Annotated in this window: 21 protein-coding genes and 1 pseudogene; 9 read left to right on the top strand and 13 right to left on the bottom strand. The window is 51.5% G+C overall.

The window, feature by feature from the left end:
• Positions 1 to 52: 52 nt before the first annotated feature.
• Both rarD and yigI read right to left on the bottom strand, forming a co-directional pair.
• Positions 53 to 943: an EamA family transporter RarD gene (gene rarD / locus C1192_RS16450; protein ID WP_000380004.1), complete on the bottom strand. Its 891-nt coding sequence runs from the start codon at positions 941 to 943 to the stop codon at positions 53 to 55.
• Positions 944 to 1,160: 217 nt separating this feature from the next.
• Positions 1,161 to 1,628 (bottom strand): acyl-CoA thioesterase YigI, encoded by a 468-nt coding sequence (gene yigI / locus C1192_RS16445; RefSeq protein WP_001277134.1) that lies wholly within the window; start codon positions 1,626 to 1,628, stop codon positions 1,161 to 1,163.
• A gap of 165 nt (positions 1,629 to 1,793) precedes the next feature.
• On the opposite strand from yigI, the gene pldA reads away from it, so the two are divergent.
• The 3 genes and pseudogenes from pldA (at position 1,794) to rhtC (ending at position 5,307) form a co-directional block, all read left to right on the top strand.
• Positions 1,794 to 2,663: a phospholipase A gene (pldA, locus tag C1192_RS16440; RefSeq protein WP_001259597.1), complete on the top strand. Its 870-nt coding sequence runs from the start codon at positions 1,794 to 1,796 to the stop codon at positions 2,661 to 2,663.
• Between the two features lie 131 nt (positions 2,664 to 2,794).
• The gene (gene recQ / locus C1192_RS16435) at positions 2,795 to 4,624 is read left to right on the top strand and encodes an ATP-dependent DNA helicase RecQ (RefSeq protein ID WP_024191924.1); all 1,830 of its coding nucleotides are present in this window, start codon (positions 2,795 to 2,797) and stop codon (positions 4,622 to 4,624) included.
• Between the two features lie 63 nt (positions 4,625 to 4,687).
• Positions 4,688 to 5,307, top strand: a pseudogene (gene rhtC / locus C1192_RS16430) (threonine export protein RhtC).
• Positions 5,308 to 5,366: 59 nt separating this feature from the next.
• Here rhtC and rhtB read toward each other — a convergent pair.
• The gene (gene rhtB, locus C1192_RS16425) at positions 5,367 to 5,987 is read right to left on the bottom strand and encodes a homoserine/homoserine lactone efflux protein (protein WP_000142511.1); all 621 of its coding nucleotides are present in this window, start codon (positions 5,985 to 5,987) and stop codon (positions 5,367 to 5,369) included.
• A 110-nt stretch (positions 5,988 to 6,097) separates the two neighbouring features.
• Between rhtB and pldB the strand changes: the two genes are divergently transcribed.
• The 3 genes from pldB to bioP all read left to right on the top strand — a co-directional run bounded on the left by pldB (position 6,098) and on the right by bioP (position 8,903).
• Positions 6,098 to 7,120: a lysophospholipase L2 gene (gene pldB, locus C1192_RS16420; RefSeq protein ID WP_038355377.1), complete on the top strand. Its 1,023-nt coding sequence runs from the start codon at positions 6,098 to 6,100 to the stop codon at positions 7,118 to 7,120.
• Positions 7,121 to 7,127: 7 nt separating this feature from the next.
• Positions 7,128 to 7,928, top strand: coding sequence for a sugar/pyridoxal phosphate phosphatase YigL (gene yigL / locus C1192_RS16415; RefSeq protein ID WP_000285344.1), 801 nt, complete (start codon positions 7,128 to 7,130; stop codon positions 7,926 to 7,928).
• A gap of 75 nt (positions 7,929 to 8,003) precedes the next feature.
• A complete protein-coding gene (gene bioP, locus C1192_RS16410; RefSeq protein ID WP_038355378.1) occupies positions 8,004 to 8,903 on the top strand; it encodes a biotin transporter in 900 nt (299 codons plus the stop codon).
• On the opposite strand, the gene metR is transcribed toward bioP, so the two are convergent.
• The gene (metR, locus tag C1192_RS16405; RefSeq protein WP_000573631.1) at positions 8,791 to 9,744 is read right to left on the bottom strand and encodes an HTH-type transcriptional regulator MetR; all 954 of its coding nucleotides are present in this window, start codon (positions 9,742 to 9,744) and stop codon (positions 8,791 to 8,793) included. The genes bioP and metR overlap by 113 nt on opposite strands.
• A gap of 117 nt (positions 9,745 to 9,861) precedes the next feature.
• On the opposite strand from metR, the gene metE reads away from it, so the two are divergent.
• Positions 9,862 to 12,123: a 5-methyltetrahydropteroyltriglutamate--homocysteine S-methyltransferase gene (gene metE, locus C1192_RS16400; protein WP_038355379.1), complete on the top strand. Its 2,262-nt coding sequence runs from the start codon at positions 9,862 to 9,864 to the stop codon at positions 12,121 to 12,123.
• Between the two features lie 93 nt (positions 12,124 to 12,216).
• Here the strand turns inward: metE and C1192_RS16395 are convergent, their stop codons facing one another.
• The 9 genes from C1192_RS16395 to C1192_RS16355 all read right to left on the bottom strand — a co-directional run bounded on the left by C1192_RS16395 (position 12,217) and on the right by C1192_RS16355 (position 21,470).
• Positions 12,217 to 13,113 (bottom strand): LysR substrate-binding domain-containing protein, encoded by an 897-nt coding sequence (locus C1192_RS16395; RefSeq protein WP_038355380.1) that lies wholly within the window; start codon positions 13,111 to 13,113, stop codon positions 12,217 to 12,219.
• Between the two features lie 77 nt (positions 13,114 to 13,190).
• The gene (locus C1192_RS16390; protein ID WP_038355381.1) at positions 13,191 to 14,414 is read right to left on the bottom strand and encodes a cytosine permease; all 1,224 of its coding nucleotides are present in this window, start codon (positions 14,412 to 14,414) and stop codon (positions 13,191 to 13,193) included.
• 25 nt (positions 14,415 to 14,439) lie between these two features.
• Positions 14,440 to 14,829: an allophanate hydrolase-related protein gene (locus C1192_RS16385; protein WP_000214035.1), complete on the bottom strand. Its 390-nt coding sequence runs from the start codon at positions 14,827 to 14,829 to the stop codon at positions 14,440 to 14,442.
• A 16-nt stretch (positions 14,830 to 14,845) separates the two neighbouring features.
• Positions 14,846 to 15,802: a carbamate kinase gene (arcC, locus tag C1192_RS16380; protein ID WP_000240541.1), complete on the bottom strand. Its 957-nt coding sequence runs from the start codon at positions 15,800 to 15,802 to the stop codon at positions 14,846 to 14,848.
• On the bottom strand, positions 15,795 to 17,219 hold the full coding sequence (locus C1192_RS16375) for a YlbE family protein (protein WP_024193619.1): 1,425 nt from the start codon (positions 17,217 to 17,219) through the stop codon (positions 15,795 to 15,797). The genes arcC and C1192_RS16375 overlap by 8 nt, the downstream gene beginning before the upstream one ends.
• Positions 17,216 to 18,775, bottom strand: coding sequence for an acyl-CoA synthetase FdrA (gene fdrA / locus C1192_RS16370; protein WP_038355382.1), 1,560 nt, complete (start codon positions 18,773 to 18,775; stop codon positions 17,216 to 17,218). Before fdrA ends, C1192_RS16375 begins: the two co-directional genes overlap by 4 nt.
• Before the next feature lie 94 nt (positions 18,776 to 18,869).
• Positions 18,870 to 19,730 (bottom strand): oxamate carbamoyltransferase subunit AllH family protein, encoded by an 861-nt coding sequence (locus C1192_RS16365; RefSeq protein ID WP_038355383.1) that lies wholly within the window; start codon positions 19,728 to 19,730, stop codon positions 18,870 to 18,872.
• Between the two features lie 5 nt (positions 19,731 to 19,735).
• The gene (locus C1192_RS16360) at positions 19,736 to 20,404 is read right to left on the bottom strand and encodes a cysteine hydrolase family protein (protein WP_001517370.1); all 669 of its coding nucleotides are present in this window, start codon (positions 20,402 to 20,404) and stop codon (positions 19,736 to 19,738) included.
• Positions 20,405 to 20,660: 256 nt separating this feature from the next.
• A complete protein-coding gene (locus C1192_RS16355) occupies positions 20,661 to 21,470 on the bottom strand; it encodes a dienelactone hydrolase family protein (RefSeq protein ID WP_038355384.1) in 810 nt (269 codons plus the stop codon).
• A 261-nt stretch (positions 21,471 to 21,731) separates the two neighbouring features.
• On the opposite strand from C1192_RS16355, the gene udp reads away from it, so the two are divergent.
• Both udp and rmuC read left to right on the top strand, forming a co-directional pair.
• On the top strand, positions 21,732 to 22,493 hold the full coding sequence (gene udp / locus C1192_RS16350) for a uridine phosphorylase (protein ID WP_038355385.1): 762 nt from the start codon (positions 21,732 to 21,734) through the stop codon (positions 22,491 to 22,493).
• Positions 22,494 to 22,633: 140 nt separating this feature from the next.
• The gene (gene rmuC, locus C1192_RS16345; protein ID WP_000347690.1) at positions 22,634 to 24,061 is read left to right on the top strand and encodes a DNA recombination protein RmuC; all 1,428 of its coding nucleotides are present in this window, start codon (positions 22,634 to 22,636) and stop codon (positions 24,059 to 24,061) included.
• The last annotated feature ends 31 nt before the right edge of the window (positions 24,062 to 24,092 follow it).

Raw genomic sequence — 24,092 nt, 5'->3', positions numbered from 1 at the left:
ATGCCCACTCTCGTGCAAGAGCAGGCATATTTTTTCAGAATATATTTATTTTTTATTTGGTCGTTCTACGCTGCGTATAAATCGCATCCATCACAAAAATCGCCAGCGCCACCCAAATAAAGGCAAATGTCACCATTTTATCGGCACCCGGTTTTTCACCATAAAACGTTACTGCCAGCAGGAACATTAGCGTCGGGCCAATATACTGGAAAAAGCCCAGAGTGGAGAGACGCAGGCGCGTGGCGGCGGCGGTAAAGCACAACAGCGGAACGGTGGTGACAACTCCAGCAGCGATCAGCAGTAAATTCAGCGACATTGGGTTTTGCCCCATATGGCTGGTAGAACTGTCAGCAATAGCAAACAGATAAATCGCCGCCACGGGCAGCAGCCACATGGTTTCGATTAACATGCCAGTTTGTGCTTCTACCGCTATCTTCTTACGCACCAGACCATAGAAGGCAAAGCTAAATGCCAGACCCAGCGCGATGATTGGCAGCGAACCAAAAGTCCAGAGCTGGACCAGCACACCACACACCGCCAGAATTACCGCCAGCCACTGCATCCGGCGGAACCGCTCACCGAGGAAAATCATTCCCAGCACAATGTTCACCAACGGGTTAATAAAGTAACCGAGACTCGCCTCCAGCATATGGTGATTGTTCACTGCCCAGATAAACAGTAGCCAGTTGCCACCAATCAGCACAGCAGAGACTGCCAGCATAAAGATTTTCTGTGGCGTCTGAATCAGGGTTTTTAAATAGGACCACTGGCGGCTGATGCTCATCAGCACCACCATAAAGAAAAACGACCAGATTACACGATGCGTCAGGATCTCATCAGCAGGTACGTAATAAATCAGCTTGAAGTACGCAGGAGCAATACCCCAAATAAAATAAGCGGCAAGAGCGAGTAATACGCCCTGCCGCGTTTGTTTGGTATCCATTGGAAAAACTCATTTTTAATTGTTAACGGCAGCTTACCTGCTCAGATTGCTGACAAAGTGCGCTTTGCCCATGCTGGATGCGGTGTTAACGCCTTATCTGGCCTACAAAATCATGCAAACTCAATATATTGCATTTCTCTGGTAGGCCTGATAAGCGTAGCGCATCAGGCAATTTGCGTTTGTTATCAGTCTCAGCAGTTTACCTGCTTTTAGATTTTCAACCCACCATATAGGTGGCGGTAGCACTGGCAATATAAAGTTGTTCTTCATTGTGCAGTTCAACGCGGGCGACGGCGACTTTATTACCCGCACGTAACAGGCTGCTGGTGGCTGTAAAACGCTCGCCTCTGCCTGGGCGCAGATAATCGACGCGAAGATCAATGGTTCCCATCCGCGATAACCGCTGGCGCAGTTCATCTTCACTGATGGTTTCGTGGCGGGTTAAGGTACTACCTACACATACCAGGCCAGCGGCGACATCCAGCGCCGACGCAATCACCCCGCCGTGCAAAATGCTTTGTGCCCAGTTACCAACCATCATTGGCTGATTGTTAAAGGCCAGTTGCGCAAATTCTTTCTCGTAACGCTCCAGTTCCATCCCCAATGCCCGATTAAACGGCATGTGATAAACAAACATCTCACCCACTAATTTCAGGGCTTTTTCGGCAGTCAGTACGGCAGACATATCATCCTTACACTTCAGTGGTTAATGAAATGTTGATTTTATGCTTCTTTGTTGTTGGTTTCTACTTTAGGAAGGGATAACTAACGGCAATTGAGTTAAGTATGTAAAATAGCCCGCAGAAAAAATATTCATCTAATCAATAATTCGTTACGGAGAACACGATCGATGCGGACTCTACTGGGCTGCTTGTTGCCGGTGTGTATGCTGCCGATAGTGGCAAATGCGCAAGAGGCAACGGTGAAAGATGTGCATGATGCGCCTGCAGTACGTGGCAGCATTATCGCCAATATGTTGCAGGAGCATGATAATCCTTTCACCCTTTATCCTTATGACACCAACTACATCATCTATACCCAGACCAGCGATCTGAATAAAGAAGCGATTGCCAGCTACGACTGGGCAGAAAACGCGCGTAAGGATGAAGTGAAATTCCAGTTGAGTCTGGCGTTTCCGCTGTGGCGGGGGATTTTGGGGCCAAACTCTGTACTGGGCGCTTCCTACACCCAGAAATCCTGGTGGCAGCTTTCTAATAGCGAAGAGTCATCGCCGTTTCGTGAAACCAACTATGAACCGCAATTGTTCCTCGGTTTTGCTACCGATTACCGTTTTGCAGGCTGGACACTGCGCGATGTGGAGATGGGCTACAACCATGACTCGAACGGGCGTTCTGACCCGACGTCCCGTAGCTGGAACCGCCTTTATACCCGCCTGATGGCAGAAAACGGTAACTGGCTGGTAGAAGTGAAGCCGTGGTATGTGGTGGGTAATACGGACGATAACCCGGATATCACCAAATATATGGGTTACTACCAGCTTAAAATCGGCTATCACCTCGGTGATGCGGTATTGAGCGCGAAAGGGCAGTATAACTGGAACACCGGTTACGGCGGCGCAGAGTTAGGCTTAAGTTACCCAATCACCAAACATGTGCGTCTTTATACTCAGGTCTACAGCGGTTACGGCGAATCACTTATCGACTATAACTTTAACCAGACCCGCGTCGGTGTGGGGGTTATGCTAAACGACCTGTTCTAATGCGAGTTGAGCGGCAGGCAAAACTGGAATCTTACTTCCAACGTTATCCATCCTGGCGCTAAAAGCATTGCAGTTTCTCGCTCAGGCGCTGAAAATAGCGCCTGTTTTTATTTCAGGCAATCGGGGTGAATGTGGCGCAGGCGGAAGTGTTGAATCTGGAGTCCGGAGCTAAACAGGTTTTACAAGAAACCTTTGGCTACCAACAGTTTCGCCCAGGCCAGGAAGAAATTATCGACACCGTACTTTCCGGTCGCGATTGCCTCGTCGTTATGCCAACCGGCGGCGGCAAATCTCTGTGTTATCAAATTCCTGCGTTGTTATTGAACGGCCTGACCGTTGTTGTTTCACCACTGATTTCGTTGATGAAAGACCAGGTGGATCAACTGCAAGCCAACGGTGTGGCGGCGGCGTGCCTTAACTCAACGCAAACCCGCGAGCAGCAGCTTGAAGTGATGACTGGCTGCCGTACCGGGCAAATTCGCCTGCTGTATATCGCACCAGAACGCCTGATGCTGGATAACTTCCTTGAGCATCTGGCGCACTGGAATCCTGTCTTATTAGCCGTTGATGAAGCGCACTGTATTTCCCAATGGGGACACGATTTCCGCCCGGAATATGCCGCGCTTGGTCAACTGCGCCAGCGTTTCCCGATGCTGCCATTTATGGCGCTGACAGCCACCGCCGACGACACCACGCGACAAGATATTGTGCGCCTGCTCGGGTTGAACGATCCGCTGATTCAAATCAGCAGTTTTGACCGCCCGAATATTCGCTACATGTTGATGGAGAAGTTCAAACCACTCGATCAACTGATGCGTTACGTGCAGGAACAGCGGGGTAAGTCCGGCATTATTTACTGTAACAGTCGGGCGAAAGTGGAAGACACCGCCGCGCGTCTGCAAAGCAAGGGGATTAGCGCAGCAGCGTATCACGCCGGACTGGAAAACGATGTCCGCGCCGATGTGCAGGAGAAATTCCAGCGCGATGATCTGCAAATTGTCGTGGCGACCGTGGCGTTTGGCATGGGCATCAACAAGCCTAACGTTCGCTTCGTGGTGCATTTTGATATTCCGCGCAACATTGAATCCTATTATCAGGAAACCGGTCGCGCCGGGCGTGATGGCCTGCCAGCGGAAGCGATGCTGTTTTACGATCCGGCCGATATGGCGTGGCTGCGTCGTTGTCTGGAAGAAAAGCCACAAGGGCAGTTGCAGGATATCGAGCGCCATAAACTCAATGCGATGGGCGCATTTGCCGAAGCGCAAACCTGTCGCCGTCTGGTGTTGCTGAACTATTTTGGCGAAGGTCGTCAGGAGCCGTGCGGTAACTGCGATATCTGCCTCGATCCGCCGAAACAATACGACGGTTCAACCGATGCGCAGATTGCGCTTTCCACCATTGGCCGGGTGAATCAGCGTTTTGGTATGGGCTATGTGGTGGAAGTGATTCGCGGTGCCAATAACCAGCGTATCCGCGACTACGGTCACGACAAACTGAAAGTCTATGGCATGGGGCGTGAGAAAAGCCATGAGCACTGGGTGAGCGTAATTCGCCAACTGATTCACCTCGGTCTGGTGACACAAAACATCGCCCAGCATTCTGCCCTACAACTGACAGAAGCCGCGCGCCCGGTGCTGCGTGGCGAATCCCCTCTGCAACTCGCCGTGCCGCGTATTGTGGCGCTTAAACCGAAGGTGATGCAGAAATCATTCGGCGGCAATTATGACCGCAAGCTGTTCGCTAAATTACGCAAACTGCGGAAGTCTATTGCTGATGAAAGCAATGTTCCGCCATATGTCGTGTTTAACGATGCAACGCTGATTGAGATGGCAGAGCAGATGCCGATCACCGCCAGCGAAATGTTGAGCGTTAACGGTGTCGGGATGCGTAAGCTGGAACGCTTTGGCAAACCGTTTATGACGCTGATCCGCGCGCATGTCGACGGTGACGACGAAGAGTAGTCATCGGCATAAAAAAGTGCCAGGATGAATATTCCGTAAACGTTTTCCCCACGAGTCAAATGTATGTTGATGTTATTCCTCACCGTTGCCATGGTGCATATTGTGGCGCTTATGAGTCCCGGTCCCGATTTCTTTTTTGTCTCTCAGACTGCCGTTAGTCGTTCCCGTAAAGAAGCGATGATGGGCGTGTTGGGTATTACCTGTGGTGTAATGGTTTGGGCAGGGATCGCGCTGCTTGGCTTGCATCTGATTATCGAAAAAATGGCCTGGCTGCATACGCTGATTATGGTTGGCGGTGGGCTGTATCTCTGCTGGATGGGTTACCAGATGCTGCGCGGCGCACTGAAAAAAGAGACGGTTTCCGCGCCTGCACCACAGGTGGAACTGGCGAAAAGTGGACGCAGTTTCCTGAAGGTTTGCTGACGAATCTCGCCAATCCTAAAGCGATTATCTACTTTGGTTCGGTGTTCTCGCTGTTTGTCGGTGATAACGTCGGCACCACCGCTCGTTGGGGCATTTTCGCGCTGATCATTATCGAAACGCTGGCGTGGTTTACCGTCGTTGCCAGCCTGTTTGCTTTGCCGAAGATGCGCCGTGGTTATCAGCGCCTGTCGAAGTGGATCGATGGTTTTGCCGGAGCGTTATTTGCCGGATTTGGCATACATTTGATTATTTCGCGTTGATACCTGACGCGTCATCAGAGTAAGTCGGATAAGGCGTTTCGCCGTATCCGACATGATTTTCAGGCATGTCTGGCCGATGCCAACAGTGCTCCCACCAGCATAAACAACGAGCCGAAAATCTTATTCAACGCCTTCATTTGTTTTGGCCCTTTAATCCAGAGTGCAATCCGTTGGGCGAGGGTGGCGTAACCGATCATCACAATAATATCGACCACAATGGTGGTGACGCCGAGCACGATATACTGCATCAGTTGTGGCTGCTGGGGCATGATGAATTGTGGAAATAGCGCCGCCAGAAACACAATACTTTTGGGATTAGTAAGATTCACAAACACGGCTCGCTGAAACAGATGACGGCGAGATTGGGTTGGGGACAGCGACTTGAGGTCGATAGCTCCGGCGGCGCGCCATTGCTGAATTCCCAGCCAAATCAGGTAGGCGGCACCTGCCCATTTTAATATTTCAAAAGCAATAACCGAGCGTGAAAATAGCGTACCCAAACCCACACCAACCAATACAATATGAATCGCCAGTCCGGTTTGCAGTCCAGCGATAGACGCTAACGCACCGCGATAACCGTGGTTAAGTGAGGTCGTCATGGTGTTGATTGCGCCAGAGCCTGGCGAGAGGCTTAAAATGATCGATGTCAGCAAGTAGGCGAACCACCATTCAAAGGTCATGGGAATCTCCCGGATAGTCTATTTTTGTGCCACAATACGCTACTGTCGCGGCGTTGTGTCAGACACGCTTAAAAAAACGATTTTACGTGGTTTAAGAGGCAGATTACCCGATGTTTCAGCAGCAAAAAGACTGGGAAACAAGAGAAAAAGCGTTTGCTGCTTTTACGATGGGGCCACTGACTGACTTCTGGCGTCAGCGGGACGAGGCAGAGTTTATTGGCGTGGATGATATTCCGGTGCGCTTTGTCCGTTTTTGCGCTCCGCAACATGACCGGGTAGTCGTCGTTTGTCCGGGGCGCATTGAGAGCTATGTAAAGTATGCCGAACTAGCCTATGACCTGTTCCATCTGGGGTTTGATGTGTTAATCATCGACCATCGAGGGCAGGGACGCTCCGGTCGTCTGTTAGCCGATCCGCATCTCGGACACGTGAACCAGTTTAATGATTATGTCGATGACCTGGCGGCATTCTGGCAACAAGAGATCCAGCCAGGCCCGTGGCGTAAACGCTATATACTGGCACATTCGATGGGCGGCGCGATCTCCACATTATTTCTGCAACGCCATCCAGGTGTATGTGACGCCATTGCGCTAACTGCACCAATGTTCGGTATTGTGATTCGTATGCCGTCATTTATGGCGCGGAAAATCCTTAACTGGGCTGAAGCGCACCCACGTTTTCGTGATGGCTATGCAATAGGCACCGGTCGCTGGCGCGCGCTGCCGTTTGCCATCAATGTACTGACCCACAGCAGACAGCGATATCGACGTAATTTACGTTTCTATGCTGATGACCCAACGATTCGCGTCGGTGGGCCGACCTACCATTGGGTACGCGAAAGTATTCTGGCTGGCGAACAGGTGTTAGCCGGTGCGGGTGATGACGCCACGCCAACGCTTCTCTTACAAGCTGAAGAGGAACGCGTGGTGGATAACCGCATGCACGACCGTTTTTGTGAACTCCGCGCCGCAGCGGGTCATCCTGTCGAAGGAGGACGGCCGTTGGTAATTAAAGGTGCGTACCACGAGATCCTTTTTGAAAAGGACGCAATGCGCTCAGTCGCGCTCCACGCTATCGTTGATTTTTTCAACAGGCATAACTCACCCAGCGGAAACCGCTCTACAGAGGTTTAAATTTCTTATGTATCAGGTTGTTGCGTCTGATTTAGATGGTACGTTACTTTCCCCCGACCATACGTTGTCCCCTTACGCCAAAGAAACGCTGAAATTGCTCACTGCGCGCGGTATCAACTTTGTGTTTGCGACCGGTCGCCACCACGTCGATGTGGGGCAAATTCGCGATAATCTGGAGATTAAGTCGTACATGATCACCTCCAATGGCGCGCGCGTTCACGACCTCGATGGCAATCTGATTTTTGCTCATAACCTGGATCATGACATTGCCAGCGATCTGTTTGGCGTGGTCAACGACAACCCGGACATCATTACTAACGTTTATCGTGATGATGAATGGTTTATGAACCGCCACCGCCCGGAAGAGATGCGCTTTTTTAAAGAAGCGGTATTCAAATATGCTCTGTATGAGCCGGGATTGCTGGAGCCGGAAGGCGTCAGCAAAGTATTCTTCACCTGCGATTCTCATGAAAAATTGTTACCACTTGAGCAAGCAATCAATGCTCGCTGGGGCGATCGCGTCAACGTCAGCTTCTCTACCTTAACCTGTCTGGAAGTGATGGCTGGCGGTGTTTCTAAAGGCCATGCGCTGGAAGCGGTGGCGAAGAAACTGGGTTACAGTCTGAAGGATTGCATTGCCTTTGGCGACGGGATGAACGACGCCGAAATGCTGTCGATGGCGGGGAAAGGTTGCATTATGGGCAGCGCGCACCAGCGTCTGAAAGATCTGCATCCGGAACTGGAAGTGATTGGTACTAACGCCGAAGACGCAGTGCCGCATTATCTGCGTAAACTCTATTTATCGTAATCGTTCTTTATTTGGTCAGTTGTCAACCTGATACTTCGCTACAATGGATACTCGTTAATCAAAGAGTTTTCCATTGTGGCGCTACTTATCATCACCACGATTCTGTGGGCCTTCTCCTTTAGCTTTTATGGCGAGTACCTTGCGGGGCACGTCGATAGCTATTTTGCGGTGCTGGTGCGCGTTGGCCTGGCGGCACTCGTTTTTCTGCCGTTCCTGCGTACCCGAGGCAATAGCCTGAAAACCATTGGCCTGTATATGCTGGTGGGCGCGATGCAGCTTGGCATTATGTATATGCTTAGTTTCCGTGCCTATCTTTACCTGACTGTCTCTGAACTGCTGTTATTTACCGTCCTGACGCCGCTCTACATCACGCTGATTTATGACATCATGAGTAAGCGCCGTCTGCGCTGGGGCTACGCTTTTAGCGCCTTGCTGGCAGTTATTGGTGCCGGGATTATTCGTTACGATCAGGTCACTGACCATTTCTGGACTGGCCTGCTGCTGGTGCAACTCTCCAATATCACTTTCGCGATTGGTATGGTGGGCTATAAACGCCTGATGGAAACCCGCCCGATGCCGCAGCATAACGCCTTTGCGTGGTTCTATCTCGGCGCGTTCCTGGTGGCGGTGATTGCATGGTTCTTGCTGGGCAATACGCAGAAAATGCCGGAAACTACGCTGCAATGGAGCATTCTGGTGTTTCTTGGCGTGGTGGCCTCCGGGATTGGTTACTTTATGTGGAACTACGGCGCGACTCAGGTGGACGCCGGAACGCTGGGTATTATGAATAATATTCATGTTCCGGCAGGGCTGCTGGTTAACCTGGCAATCTGGCACCAACAGCCGCACTGGCCAACGTTTATTACAGGCGCGCTGGTGATCCTGGCCTCACTGTGGGTGCATCGTAAGTGGGTCGCTCCGCGCTCTTCACAAACGGCAGATGATCGCAGGCGTGATTGCGCGTTGAGCGAATAAACGCTTCCGTAACCGGCTGACGCTGCTCGCCATCGCGAACGGCGGCGTACAGTCGGCTCCACAATCCTTCGCCAAGGGTTTTAGTCACTACCAAACCCTGGCGTTCAAAGCTCTCCACCACCCAATGCGGCAGGGCGGCAATACCCATCCGCGCGGCAACCATCTGAATCAACAATAAGGTGTTATCGACGCTTTTCAGTGACGGACTGACGCCTGCGGGCTGAAGAAAATGCCGCCAGACATCCAGTCGGCTACGCTGCACCGGATAAATTAACAGCGTCTCGCTGGCGAGATCTTCCGGCGTGATCCGCGTTTTCGCAGCCAGTGGATGGTCAGGTGCTAACACCAGACGCACTTCATAATCGAACATTGGCGAGTAATGCAGGCCACTGCGCGGCAGAATATCGGATGTCATCACCAGATCCAGCTCGCCCTGTTGCAACGCGGGCTGCGGGTCAAAGGTTACGCCCGATTTAAAATCCGTCTCGACCTGCGGCCAGTTCTTATGAAAGTTTTCTAACGCGGGCGTCAGCCACTGAATACAGCTATGACATTCGATGGCGATACGCAGGCGAGTCTGCTGCGGTTCATTGCAGGCTTGCAGTGCCTGACTGATTTGCGGCAGTACCTGGTTTGCCAGTTGTAACAGGATTTCTCCCTGCGGCGTAAAGCGTAGCGGCTGGCTTTTACGCACAAATAGCCGGAAGCCAAGACGTTGTTCCAGATCGCTAAACTGGTGAGACAGGGCGGATTGCGTCTGATGCAACGTCGCCGCAGCGGCTGCGAGCGAGCCGCAGTTCCGCAACGCTTGTAGCGTTTTCAGGTGTTTTACTTCGATCATGAAAGTCCTTCACTTCGGCATGAATAATTTGCGCTTGAGGAATATACAGTAACCGCCAATTATGGATGTGTAAACATCTGGACGTCTAAATACTAAAAATTCCATAAGGGGCATATAATGACAATTCTTAATCACACCCTCGGTTTTCCTCGCGTTGGCCTGCGTCGCGAGCTGAAAAAAGCACAAGAAAGTTATTGGGCGGGGAACTCCACGCGTGAAGAATTACTGGCGGTGGGGCGTGAATTGCGTGCCCGTCACTGGGATCAACAAAAGCAGGCCGGTATCGACTTGCTGCCGGTGGGCGACTTTGCCTGGTACGATCATGTTCTGACCACCAGCCTGTTGCTGGGTAACGTTCCGGCGCGTCATCAGAACAAAGATGGTTCTGTAGATATCGACACCCTTTTCCGTATTGGTCGTGGACGTGCGCCAACTGGCGAACCTGCGGCGGCGGCGGAAATGACCAAATGGTTTAACACCAACTATCACTACATGGTGCCGGAGTTCGTTAAAGGGCAGCAATTCAAACTGACCTGGACGCAGTTGCTGGATGAAGTGGATGAGGCGCAGGCGCGGGGCCACAAGGTGAAGCCTGTGCTACTGGGACCGGTCACCTACCTGTGGCTGGGCAAAGTGAAAGGTGAACAGTTTGATCGCCTGAGTCTGCTGAATGACATTCTGCCGGTTTATCAGCAAGTTCTGGCGGAACTGGCAAAACGTGGCATTGAGTGGGTACAGATCGACGAACCGGCGCTGGTACTGGAACTGCCGCAGGCGTGGCTGGACGCGTATAAACCTGCTTACGATGCACTGCAGGGGCAGGTGAAACTGCTGTTGACCACCTATTTTGAAGGCGTAACACCGAACCTCGACACGATTACTGCGCTGCCTGTTCAGGGTCTGCATGTCGACCTCGTACATGGCAAAGATGATGTAGCAGAACTACACAAGCGCCTGCCTTCTGACTGGCTGCTGTCTGCCGGACTGGTCAATGGTCGTAACGTCTGGCGCGCCGATCTCACCGAGAAATATGCGCAAATTAAGGACATTGTCGGTAAACGTGATTTATGGGTGGCATCTTCCTGCTCACTGCTTCATAGCCCTATCGACCTGAGCGTGGAAACGCGCCTTGATGCAGAAGTGAAAAGCTGGTTTGCCTTCGCCCTGCAAAAATGTCATGAACTGGCACTGCTACGCGATGCGTTGAACAGTGGTGACACGGCAGCTCTGGCAGAGTGGAGCGCACCGATTCAGGCGCGCCGTCACTCAACCCGCGTACATAATCCGGCGGTAGAAAAACGTCTGGCAGCCATTACCGCCCAGGACAGTCAGCGTGCGAATGTCTATGAAGTGCGTGCTGAAGCCCAGCGTGCGCGTTTTAAACTGCCCGCATGGCCGACCACCACGATTGGTTCCTTCCCGCAAACCACGGAAATTCGTACCCTGCGTCTGGATTTCAAAAAGGGCAATCTTGACGCCAACAACTACCGCACGGGTATTGCGGAACATATCAAGCAGACCATTGTTGAGCAGGAACGTTTGGGATTGGATGTGCTGGTGCACGGCGAAGCTGAACGTAACGACATGGTGGAATACTTTGGCGAGCATCTCGACGGTTTTGTCTTCACACAAAACGGTTGGGTACAGAGCTACGGTTCCCGCTGCGTTAAGCCGCCGATTGTCATTGGTGACGTTAGCCGTCCGGCGCCGATTACCGTTGAGTGGGCAAAGTATGCGCAATCGCTGACTGACAAACCGGTGAAAGGGATGCTGACGGGGCCGGTGACGATTCTCTGCTGGTCGTTCCCGCGTGAAGATGTCAGCCGTGAAACCATCGCTAAACAGATCGCTTTGGCGCTGCGTGATGAAGTGGCGGATCTGGAAGCCGCTGGAATTGGCATCATCCAGATTGACGAACCGGCACTGCGCGAAGGTTTACCGCTGCGTCGCAGCGACTGGGATGCCTATCTCCAGTGGGGCGTAGAGGCCTTCCGTATCAACGCCGCCGTGGCGAAGGATGAAACGCAAATTCACACCCACATGTGTTATTGCGAGTTCAACGACATCATGGATTCGATTGCGGCGCTGGACGCAGACGTCATTACCATTGAAACCTCGCGTTCCGACATGGAGTTGCTGGAGTCGTTTGAAGAGTTTGATTATCCGAATGAAATCGGTCCTGGCGTCTATGACATTCACTCGCCAAACGTACCGAGCGTGGAATGGATTGAATCCCTGCTGAAGAAAGCGGCACAACGTATTCCGGCAGAGCGCCTGTGGGTTAACCCGGACTGCGGCCTGAAAACGCGTGGTTGGCCAGAAACCCGCGCGGCACTGGCGAACATGGTGCAGGCGGCGCAGAACTTGCGTCGGGGGTGATGAGTATTAACGAGTCACTGTAAATTGCAGTACGATGATGGCTTCCAGCACTGGAAGCCATTTTGCTATATGTGCCTGGTATTAAGTGGATCTTCAGGAGCAGAAAATTAATTGCGGATTTCTTAAATACTCAATGCACCACTGACAGGCTTTGCCCATACCATCGGAACGAGCGGCAAGAAATAACTTGATGGCGTGTTTATGTTCGCGCATCGGCTTTTTCAGTAATTTATCGCTATTTAATAACGGCAATGCCAGATGATGTGGAATATAACCAATACCGACGTTTTGTTCTATTAAGGCGATTGCCGTAGTGAAGTCAGGAACAAAAATGGGTTTTTGTCCTTCCAGTAGCCAGGCTTGCATCGGGGGGAAATTAACGGAGGTATCGCGGATACAAACCGCCGGATAATGACGCAATTCACTGTTTTCTAATGGATGCCGCTTCGCTGCCAGTGGGTGGAGTGGGCTGACGACAAAATCCCATTCCATTTGTCCGACCGGTTCGCTAATGATGCCTTCACTGCTTGGCACTGCATGAGGAGCACCGTAGACCAGATCGGCACGCTTACTGTACAGCGCATCCCAGCAGCCGTTGTATACCTCAAGATCTACCGTCAGTGTTGTTGATGTGAATTGCCGTTCAAAATCTCGAATGAATGCCACCAGCAAATCACCAGGAATAATATTGTTCACCGCAATTGTCAGTTCACGTTCAATACCATCGTGAATCAGCACTGTGTTGCGCTTTAATGCTTCCAGGTCGCCCAGAATAGTTTTGCTATGTTCGATGAAGTAACTCCCGGCCGGAGATAATTCAATATAGCGTCCCTTACGAATGAACAGTTCAACGCTCAGACTCTCTTCCGCTTTCTTAATGGTGTAGCTGATGGCGGAAGGAACTTTATTTAACTGCTCGGCTGCGGTGGTAATGCTCTGGTGTCTGGCGACCAGATGAATAACACGAAGCGTTTCGTCTGAGATGAACATAAGGCTCCCTGGTCAGTGGTAAAGTGGCTGAATCACTCCAGATTCAGCCGTAATCATTGCTTGAGTATACCCAGGAATTAGCGGTGTTGACTTACCCGACTGAGAATCGCATACGCGATGCATGCCACCAGAATAGAGTCCACCGAAGGGATCGTCGTCAGGGTGAATAAGCCTTTTACCGTCATAAAGCCAACCGCAGCGCCTATGATCCAGGCTGCGAATGTCAGCACTTTAATCTGTGACTCCTGGGCTAATACTGACTCTTGATAGCCATTACGGCGATAAAGGAAAAAGTCAGCGATATAAATTCCGGCAACGGGTGGCGTGGCGATACCGAGGAACAGCAGAAACGGAATAAACCACGCCATAATATCCAGACTGCCTACGATGGCGGAAAGGATACCCAGCGCCACGGTAATCTGCCATTTTGGAAAGCGGGTAAGCAGCGTGGAAACCACCAGCGTGCCCTGGAACATATTGCCCGCGTTACCGGTGACGCAGGCGAAAATCAATAACAGCGCCGCGGGCAGAACCGCACCGAATACCGCCATTGCACCCAGTAAAGATCCCTGACCGCTAATGGCGCTCGGCGTTGCACCCGCCCAGTAGAGCAGAGGGTAGGCAACCAGAAACGTCACGCCTGAGGCAATCAGCGCATGTTTGCGGTTATGCACAAAGCTACCGAAATCAGGCAGTGTGGCAACCAGTACAATAATCGTACCAACAACGGTGGAAACGGCGACACCCGTATTCATCTCCACTATCGCTGCTGGTGCTGCTACTTCGGTATGGGTTGCCACATAGAGGATGTAACACAGCACCAGCGCGATAACTGGCACGGCAATCTGGGCAATTTTTCCCAGAACGGCAAAACCAAATGCCGTAGAGGCGACAAAAATGACACAACCAAGCGCCACTAACAGTGCCAGTGGAACTTCCAGCCCATGCTGGGCCAGTAAGTCATGTACCGAATGACCAAACATATTGGCGGTAACGGCAATCCAGCCGAACAGACTTATCGCCATCAAAATGTTAATGGCAATGGCCCCTTTTTCGCCAAACGAATATTTCACAATGCCATACGTTGGCAGGCGGGCTTTTTCTCCAACGCTAATGGTGATGGTAGAAAGTAAGGTCAGAATGACGCCGCCTAACAATACGACGCTAATTAAACTGCCGCTGGAAAGTTGATTGCCGAGGCTTGAGGATGACAACAGCACAGGTGTGACGGCAATACCCAGCAAAATCATGGCAATACGCAATCCTGATGCCGTATTCAGATTCTCTTCTTTTTTACGCATAGTATGTTCCCTTTATAAATGCGCGTTACACAGTATGAAAATGCCCGGTGTATTTGCGCCAGCTACCCAGTTCTGTAATTTCCCGTTGGCCTTCCGTCAGCCAGTTTTCTGCCAGTACGCCCAGCACTTCGCTACCATCGGCAAGTTTGATTTTGCCAATTGCCAGTCCAGCAGGTTCGCTCATTAATAGAGCGGCAAAACTGGCCAGTGGCAGTTGCCAAATTTCTACGTCGACGTGTGTTCCCCCTTCATTCACGCGAATCATTCCCGGATGGCGATCGTTAATACTCCACAACCGGTAATGGGCGTCAGTTCGGTCTTCACGGACAAAAATGCCGCCTGCTTTTTGCATATTTGGGTTGAGTTCCAGGCCGCGCATCAGCGTTCCGTTAACGGCTAAAAGTGTTGTAGTCATTGAGTTCTCCAGAGAATTAAAGGGTTATCCATGTGCCGCTCTGATGCGAAAGGGCTGCTTTTATGGTTTGCGGTGAAGTAATCAGGCCGCTGGCCTGTTTGCCTTGTTGCAGGCTGGTATTGATGAAATCAACAATGGCTTCCACTTTTGGTTGCATACTGCCGATACCAAATTGACCTTCCCGCAACAGCGTTTGTGCTTCGGCAACGCTGATAGCATCGAGCCACTGTTGTTGTGGTGTACCAAAGTTAATCGCCACTTTTTCTACACCGGTGGGGATCACCAGTAGATCCGCGGCCAACTGACTGGCGAGCAGCGCGGAGGCCAGATCTTTATCGATCACAGCTTCCACACCTTTCAGTTGTTGCCCGTCTCGCACCACCGGAATACCACCACCGCCGCAGGCAATGACCAGATATCCCTGGCGCACCAGATGAGCGATGGTGCCATGTTCAATAATTTCCAGTGGCGCAGGAGAGGGAACCGTACGCCGCCATCCGCGCCCGGCATCCTCCATCAGAGTCCAGCCGAGTTGTTGTTGGCGTTGTTGAGCCGTTACTTCATCGAGAAATGCGCCAATCGGTTTACTGGGGCTGGTGAAAGCATCGTCATGTGGGTTGACTCGCGTTTGTGTCACCAGCGCAATTACCGGTTTGTTTATGCCACGGCGAGCCAGTTCGTTATGCAGTGCCTTCTGGAACATGTAGCCAATAGCACCTTGTGTATCACCCACGGCGTAATCAAGCGGAACCGGAGAAACTTCGTTACTGGCAAGTTCTGAGCGGCGCAGAATAAAGCCCACCTGCGGCCCATTACCGTGGGTTAGCACCAGATCCCATCCGGCTTCAACCATATCAACGATATGCTGCACGCTTTCCATCACTGCAACATATTGATCGGGGATACTATTGTGCTGATCGTCTTGGATGAGCGCATTGCCGCCAACCGCGACAACAGCCAGAGGCTTAACCATGATGATTCTCCTTTGCGACGATCTCAGCCAGTGCACGTACAGCGGCGACAAAACAGGCCATTGGCGCAGTGGTGATCCCGGCACCAATTTGCCCGACCCCCGCTTGTTTGTGGGCGATACCCGTATTGATGACCGGTAAAATGCCGCGGTCGGTCACTTTACGCGCATCAATCCCTGCTGCGGTGGGGGCAAAATTGAGAGCCGGAAGTGTAAATGCGGGATTGCCGCCGAGGGTGATTGCCTGCATCCGGCGGCTGTTATTGGTGGCATCGGCAGGGGTGCCTCCCACAAATTTGACGATCGCCGGAGATGACGCCATCGCGAAGCCACCCACACCTGCGGTTTCGGTAATTGCGCTATCGCCCAGGTCAGCAGCGGCGTCGTCAACGCCAAATCCGGGGAAGAACAGACCTTCAACTGCATTGGCGGGAGCCTGGAACCAGCGATCGCCAGTACCGGAAAGCCGAATACCAAAATTCACCCCGTTACGCGCCATTACCGTAACCATTGAACTGAACGGTACATTGGCGGCGGCATCCATCATCGCTTTGCAGGCAGCCATCGACAGATTAAGGAAGAAGTGATCGTTACTGGTGATAAATGCCACGGCGCGCTGGATATGTTCTTGTGGAAGAGAGCTGGCCAGCAATGCCGGAAGAAGACGCTTAATCAGCAAACCGGTAGCAGCGGCATTGCGATTATGAACTTCATCCCCCATATGCAGCGCCTGCGCCATTAATGGCTTGAGTTCCAGCTCGCCGTGTTGTGCGATTGCTGCTTTCATTGCCGGAGCCAGCTCATCGCGCATCCAGGCCAGACGATTGAGAACTTCGTCGTTATTGGCACCAAAACGGAGAACCTTACCCAGACCTTCATTGAAATTGCTAAAAGTACGGTGGCCGTTGGTTTTGTTTTCTACCACCCATAACGGCATTGACGGGCTGATGATGCCTGCCATTGGGCCAACCGCGTGATAATGATGACAAGGGGCAAGGTCGATATCGCCTGCGGTTATCTGGTTTTCTGCATCTTGCTGGTTGGTGGCCCAACCTTCGTACAGCATGGCACCAATAATCGCTCCTTTTACCGGACCACACATCTCTTCCCAGGCAATCGGCGGACCAGAGTGCAAAATACGTTTTTGTTCAGCCATTGCTGGAATGGCCTCTTTAGCGAGCATGACATCCACCAGCACGGGTTGTGCTTCGAGATAACGTGTCATGGCGATTTGGTTGGCATTTTCTACCAGTGGATGACGTAGCAACGATGCCAGATCCAATCCAGCGTCAATATCGCCTTGTGCTGGTGGCTGCCAGTTGAGGGCAATTGCGCTTCCCCCGGCGTGTTGAATATTGTCAGCAAAACTGTGTAGTCCCGCGTTCACGACCTTCAAAGGCTGATTAAATAAGGTGTTCATGCGTTTAGCCCCTTTTTCTGCAACTGAGTCTGCGCAACGGTGCTGGCCCATAGCGCCGCCTGTGCATTACTGCCGGCGATGATGACGCCTGCGTTTTGTAGCGCACTTATCTGTTGGCTGCGTACTTGTGGATCAGCTTCTGTTCCGCAAACGTGCGCAATCAGCAACGGTGCGTTATTCATGTTGATGTGTGAAAGTTGCTCCAGTAATTCGCTGGCAGGCATAGCGGAAGCGCCATAACCAAGTACCAGGTCGAATAACACGACGGCAGTGTGTGAGTCGTTGAGTTCGTTGAGCAGACGTTGATTGCGCAGAGTCGGGTCGATCATTGGATGCGGTTTGCCACGGGTGAAATCATCGTCGCCCATATCGATCAGCGTGTGATCTTCGCTTTGCCAGATATTTGCCAGTGTGCGATTACCCGCAACTGGCGTATTGGAGGCTGCGCTGAATCCCTTTTGTTGGCAGATAAGTTGCGCTTCGTAACAGAAGGTTCCTCCGGCGAAAACTCCGCGTATCGCCTGGCGATGGGCTGACAGATGTTGGCTGGCGTGTTCTAACATTGCGAGATCGGCAGAGGAAACCTCTGTCTCAACAGCCGGAAGAGGCTGAGCATTTAGCAACGCCACGGCGATATCCGCAGCGCTGGCCAGCGTGGTGGCAGCGGTGATATTGGGGCGTGCCAGATCGTGCGGATTTGCACCGAGGAAATTCACTACCACGGGTTTTCCACAAGCCTCGGCACGCTCCAGAATATTTTGGGCAACGATGGGTGACGGCGGTTTTGAAATCAGCACAATCACGCGCGTTTCATCATCTTGCGCCAGTGCATCTAAAGCAAAGAGCATCGATATTCCACCAATCTCTTCATGGAGATCATGCCCACCTGTTCCCAGAGCCTGAGAAATGCCTGCTCCGAGCCGGTCGATTCGGCAAGTCACTTCCTGTAACCCGGTGCCGGATGCACCGATAACACCAATTGCTCCGCGTTTCACCACATTGGCGAAGCCTAACGGAATTCCGTTAACAATGGCGGTTCCACAGTCCGGCCCCATTACGATGCGCTGACGTTCCCGGGCTAGAGTTTTGATGGATTTTTCCTGCTTGATACTGACGTTATCGCTGAACATCATCACGTTCATTCCGAGGTTTAACGCTTTAATCGCTTCGGCGGCGGCGTAGTCTCCCGGTACAGAAATGAGTGCCAGGTTGGCTTCGGGTTCGGCTTCCAGTGCCATTTCCAGACTGACCTTTTCCGGTGTTTTAATGCCACTATCCGTTTCATCATCAGGCTTGCTGGTCAGACGTTGTTGGGCCAGCACCAGTGCTTCATTGCAAATCTCTTCTTCACCCATAACCGCGATCACTAAATCATTGGGGCTGGCGTTGATTTCGTCGCCCAGACCCGCATCGCGCAATTGTTCGAGATTATTGGGCGTTCCCATGACGACCGAGGCCTGTTGAATACCGGGCAACTTGCTGATTTGCGCGGAAATCTGCATCAGAGACACTGAGTCCTGATAAAGATTGCTGAAAACTTTATATTTAACTTTCATGCTGTTATGCCTGTTTCATTCCGCCCGATAGCAAAATTCGGGCAAAGCATCCCCGTGTAGCGCCATAAACGGGCTACGGGAGAAAAGGTTAAAATCAATTCATGGTGTTCAGGGTTCGAAAGCCATGCAGCATTCCTGCAAGGCAGTCCACTCCTGACGTTGCGCCAAATTGCATGACCCGTTCAGCATAAGATGTGATGGTCATTGCCGATGCGCCCCCAACCAGTTGTGCGAGTAACTGGCAAATCGGTTCTGAAAAATGTCCCTGAAGTGCACGCTCCAGATAATGACGACTAATATCCGTGGTGTTGTGTGCATGTTGGTTAATTGCCTGCTGCAACCGGTATTGATGATCGGCAAGTGGTGCAGGTAGTTGCCATAACCAGAGCGCCGCCAGATAGCCCAGCAAATAGTCATCACCATCGGGCGTTAAGCCTTTGCCAAAGCCGATCAGTTGTGGCACCTGGCGTTCCAGCGCATCTGGATGTTCCATAATCTCTAATCCATCGTGCATGAGGCTATCCGGCAGGTGCAATGTGCTTTGAACGTTATGCTCCAGACAAAATAAAAGCCGTTGCGATGCCATTGTTGGGTAGTGCTGTAAAACCAAAGGGAACGCCTCAAGTGTCAACATTCCCCCCACAAATGGCGGCTGCCAGAGTGTTGTGTTATGAAGCACCACGTAAAAGCGAGGTGTTTGTAGCAAGCCAGGGGTTAACTGAACAGGATCTGAACGGGCGATCTCTCTTCGCCAGTCCCAACGCTCAGGCAGGATGACTCTGGCGGCATCAGGGAGATTCAGATACGTTTGCGCACACAGCAGGGTGATGAATGTTCCCGCTTCTGAAGACAGTTTTACCGCATGCTTAAAAGCACTATGCAGACGTAAATTTTGCGTTTCATTCCGCGGAAAAAGATACCCCAACGACGATGCGCAAAGCGTAACCTGTACCATCGGTGTTAGCCTTCCAGACCTGCAATAATGGCTTTGGAATCAGTTACCCAACCGAAAATGGCACCTTGTGCTTTGATCATTTCCAGGGCGTATTTCTGGAATTCCGGGAAATAGGAGCCAACACAATCTTCCGGGATGATGCATTCATAGCCACGGTCATTTGCTTCGCGCACGGTGGTGGTTACGCAAACTTCGGTAGTCACACCACAAACAATCAGCGTCTTGATACCGTGGTTTTGCAAAATCAGATGTAAGTCGGTTTGATAAAAAGCGCCTTTGCCAGGTTTATCAATCACCGGTTCGCCTGCTACCGGGTACAGTTCAGGAATGATGTCATGACCTGCTTCACCTCTGACCAGAATGCGTCCCATCGGTCCTGGTTCACCAATAAAGGTTTTACCACCGCGTGTCAGTTTGGCTGGTGGGCAGTCGCTTAAGTCAGCGCGATGGCCTTCACGGGTATGAATAACCATAATTCCTTTCTGACGTGCGGCTGCCAGCACCTCTGTACATGGCGCGATAGCCGTGCGAACCAGTGAAACATCATTACCCAATGCCTCACCGAAGCCTCCTGCCTCGACAAAGTCACGCTGCATGTCGATCATGACCAGTGCAGTCGTACACGGATCAAAAGGTAATTCAAAGGGTTGGGCCTGAAAAATGGATTGCGTCATGGTAAATCTCCTGTCTGATGTTTAAACGATCCGGTTGTTCTGAGAGCGAGTATTCAGGAGAAAAGCGGTATAAAACAGGAAAAAAGTTTGCCGCACAGCAACGAAATTTTTGCATTCAGCAGGTGGTGTGATGACGAATGTGAAGGGGGTCAAATAGTGGCATACAGCAACAAATTTTTTGATGCTGTATGTTTTTGAGATTAAAAAAATCGTTGAAGTTGTGTGAGCTTAATCATCAGATTTAGCGGCAATGGCGTTACTTTTTAACACCATACTGCGTAAACCATTCCAGCATTCGCTGCCAGCCGTCTTGCGCAGACTCGGCATGATAGCTCGGGCGATAATCGGCGTTGAATGCATGTCCGGCATCCGGGTAAACGATAATCTCCGCTTTCGCGTTCGCTGCCCGCAGCGCCTGGCGCATGGTTTCAACGCTCTCCTGCGGAATGCTGTTATCCTGACCGCCGTACAACCCGAGAACCGGGGCATTAAGGTCAGTCGCGATATCAACAGGCTGTTTCGGTGAATTTAATGTTTTGTCGCCCGTCAGTTTGCCATACCACGCTACTGCCGCTTTCAGTTGCGGGTTATGCGCGGCATACAGCCAGGCGATTCGCCCACCCCAGCAAAATCCAGTGATCATTAAGCGATGCACATCACCGCCATTGCGTGACGCCCAACTGGCGACGTGATCGAGATCGGCAAGCACCTGTGAGTCAGGTACTTTTGCTACCAGACCACTTAATAGCGTCGGGATGTCGGTGAAATCATTCGGATCGCCTTCGCGGAAGTAAAGCTCTGGTGCGATAGCCAGATACCCCTCCAGCGCCAGACGGCGACAAATGTCGCGGATATGTTCATGCACACCAAAAATTTCCTGCACTACAATGACCACAGGTAGTGGGCCATCGCTCTGCTTTGGACGAGCATGATAAGCAGGCATGTTATCCCCTTGTGAAGGGATAGAGGTGAACCCTGCCACAATCGTATCGTCCGGGGTATGAACAATTGTTGAGGCGAGGGGTGATGCAGCAGGTGCAAATCCGGATTGTTGTGTTGTTGTCATGGGATTCTCCGTACCCTTATGAAAATTTTGCGCAATGTTAACTATAGTCAGCGTGCAACAATTCACATTGCCTCAAATGGCTCATCTTTTAAGCAGCCTTACTGACTTAAGAGTAAATTATGTGATTTAAGTCACCTTTGATGAGTAAATGTATGCAACACATTTGCATCATAGTGATGATTATCACGAAAAAATGTTAATCCCTTCGGTAAAGTATCTTTTTGCTTCTTCTGACTAAACCGATTCACAGAGGAGTTGTATATGTCCAAGTCTGATGTTTTTCATCTCGGCCTCACTAAAAACGATTTACAAGGGGCTACGCTAGCCATCGTTCCTGGCGACCCGGATCGTGTGGAAAAGATCGCCGCGCTAATGGATAAGCCGGTTAAACTGGCATCTCACCGCGAATTCACCACCTGGCGTGCAGAGCTGGATGGTAAACCTGTTATCGTTTGTTCTACCGGTATCGGTGGTCCGTCGACTTCTATTGCCGTTGAAGAACTGGCACAGCTTGGCATTCGCACTTTCCTGCGTATCGGTACGACTGGCGCTATTCAGCCGCATATTAATGTTGGTGATGTACTGGTTACTACGGCGTCTGTTCGTCTGGATGGCGCGAGCCTGCATTTCGCACCGCTGGAATTCCCGGCAGTGGCTGATTTCGAATGTACTACCGCGCTGGTTGAAGCAGCGAAGTCTATTGGTGCAACCACTCACGTGGGTGTGACTGCCTCTTCTGACACTTTCTACCCGGGCCAGGAACGTTACGACACTTATTCTGGCCGTGTAGTCCGTCACTTTAAAGGCTCTATGGAAGAGTGGCAGGCGATGGGCGTAATGAACTATGAGATGGAATCTGCAACTCTGCTGACCATGTGTGCAAGCCAGGGCCTGCGTGCCGGTATGGTAGCTGGCGTTATTGTTAACCGCACCCAGCAAGAGATCCCGAATGCTGAGACGATGAAACAAACCGAAAGCCATGTGGTGAAAATCGTGGTGGAAGCGGCGCGTCGTCTGCTGTAATTCTCTTCTCCTGTCTGAAGGCCGATACGTTCGGCCTTTTGTATTTTTGCGTAGCGCCTCGCAGGAAATGCCTTTCCAACTGGACGTTTGTACAGCACAATTCTATTTTGTGCGGGTAAGTTGTTGCGTCAGGAGGCTTTGTGGATTTCTCAATCATTGTTTATGCCATTATTGCACTGGTCAGTGTGGCCATCGGCTGGCTGTTTGCCAGTTATCAACATGCACAGCAAAAAGCCGAGCAACTAGCCGAACGTGAAGAGATGGTTGCGGAGTTAAGTGCGGCAAAACAACAAATTACCCAAAGTGAGCACTGGCGTGAAGAGTGTGAACTACTCAATAACGAAGTGCGCAGCCTGCAAAGTATTAACACCTCGCTGGAGGCCGATCTGCGTGAAGTGACCACGCGGATGGAGGCCGCACAGCAACATGCTGACGATAAAATTCGCCAGATGATCAACAGCGAACAGCGTTTAAGCGAGCAGTTTGAAAACCTCGCTAACCGTATTTTTGAACACAGCAATCGCCGGGTTGATGAACAAAATCGCCAGAGTCTGAACAGCCTTTTGTCGCCGCTGCGTGAACAACTGGATGGTTTTCGCCGTCAGGTTCAGGACAGTTTTGGTAAAGAAGCACAAGAACGCCATACCCTGACCCACGAAATTCGCAATCTCCAACAACTCAACGCCCAAATGGCCCAGGAAGCAATCAACCTGACACGGGCGCTAAAAGGCGACAATAAAACCCAGGGTAACTGGGGCGAAGTGGTATTAACGCGAGTACTGGAGGCTTCCGGGTTGCGTGAGGGGTATGAATATGAAACCCAGGTCAGCATCGAGAATGATGCCCGCTCGCGGATGCAACCAGATGTCATCGTGCGCTTACCACAGGGGAAAGATGTGGTTATCGACGCCAAAATGACGCTGGTCGCTTATGAACGCTACTTCAATGCGGAAGACGACTACACCCGCGAAAGCGCATTGCAGGAACATATCGCGTCGGTGCGTAACCATATCCGCTTGTTGGGGCGTAAAGATTATCAGCAGCTTCCGGGGTTAAGAACCCTGGATTACGTGCTGATGTTTATCCCCGTCGAACCGGCATTCTTACTGGCGCTGGACAGGCAGCCGGAGCTAATCACCGAAGCGTTGAAAAACAATATTATGCTGGTTAGCCCCACCACGCTGCTGGTGGCGTTGCGTACTATCGCCAACCTGTGGCGTTATGAGCATCAAAGCCGTAACGCCCAGCAAATCGCTGATCGTGCCAGCAAGCTGTACGACAAAATGCGCCTGTTTGTTGATGATATGTCTGCGATTGGTCAAAGTCTGGATAAAGCGCAGGATAACTATCGCCAGGCGATGAAAAAACTTTCTTCAGGTCGCGGAAATGTGCTGGCGCAGGCAGAAGCGTTTCGTGGTTTAGGGGTAGAAATTAAACGCGAGATTAATCCGGATTTGGCCGATCAGGCGGTAAGCCAGGACGAAGAGTACCGATTGCGGTCGGTTCCGGAGCAGCCGAATGGTGAAGCTTATCAACGTGATGATGAATATAATCAGCAATCGCGTTAGCCCATTAGGGGTAGCTAAGCCGGGTAGAAAT

The organism is Escherichia marmotae, assembly GCF_002900365.1.
GTDB lineage: Bacteria > Pseudomonadota > Gammaproteobacteria > Enterobacterales > Enterobacteriaceae > Escherichia > Escherichia marmotae.
This window is presented reverse-complemented; position numbering and strand designations above follow the sequence as displayed.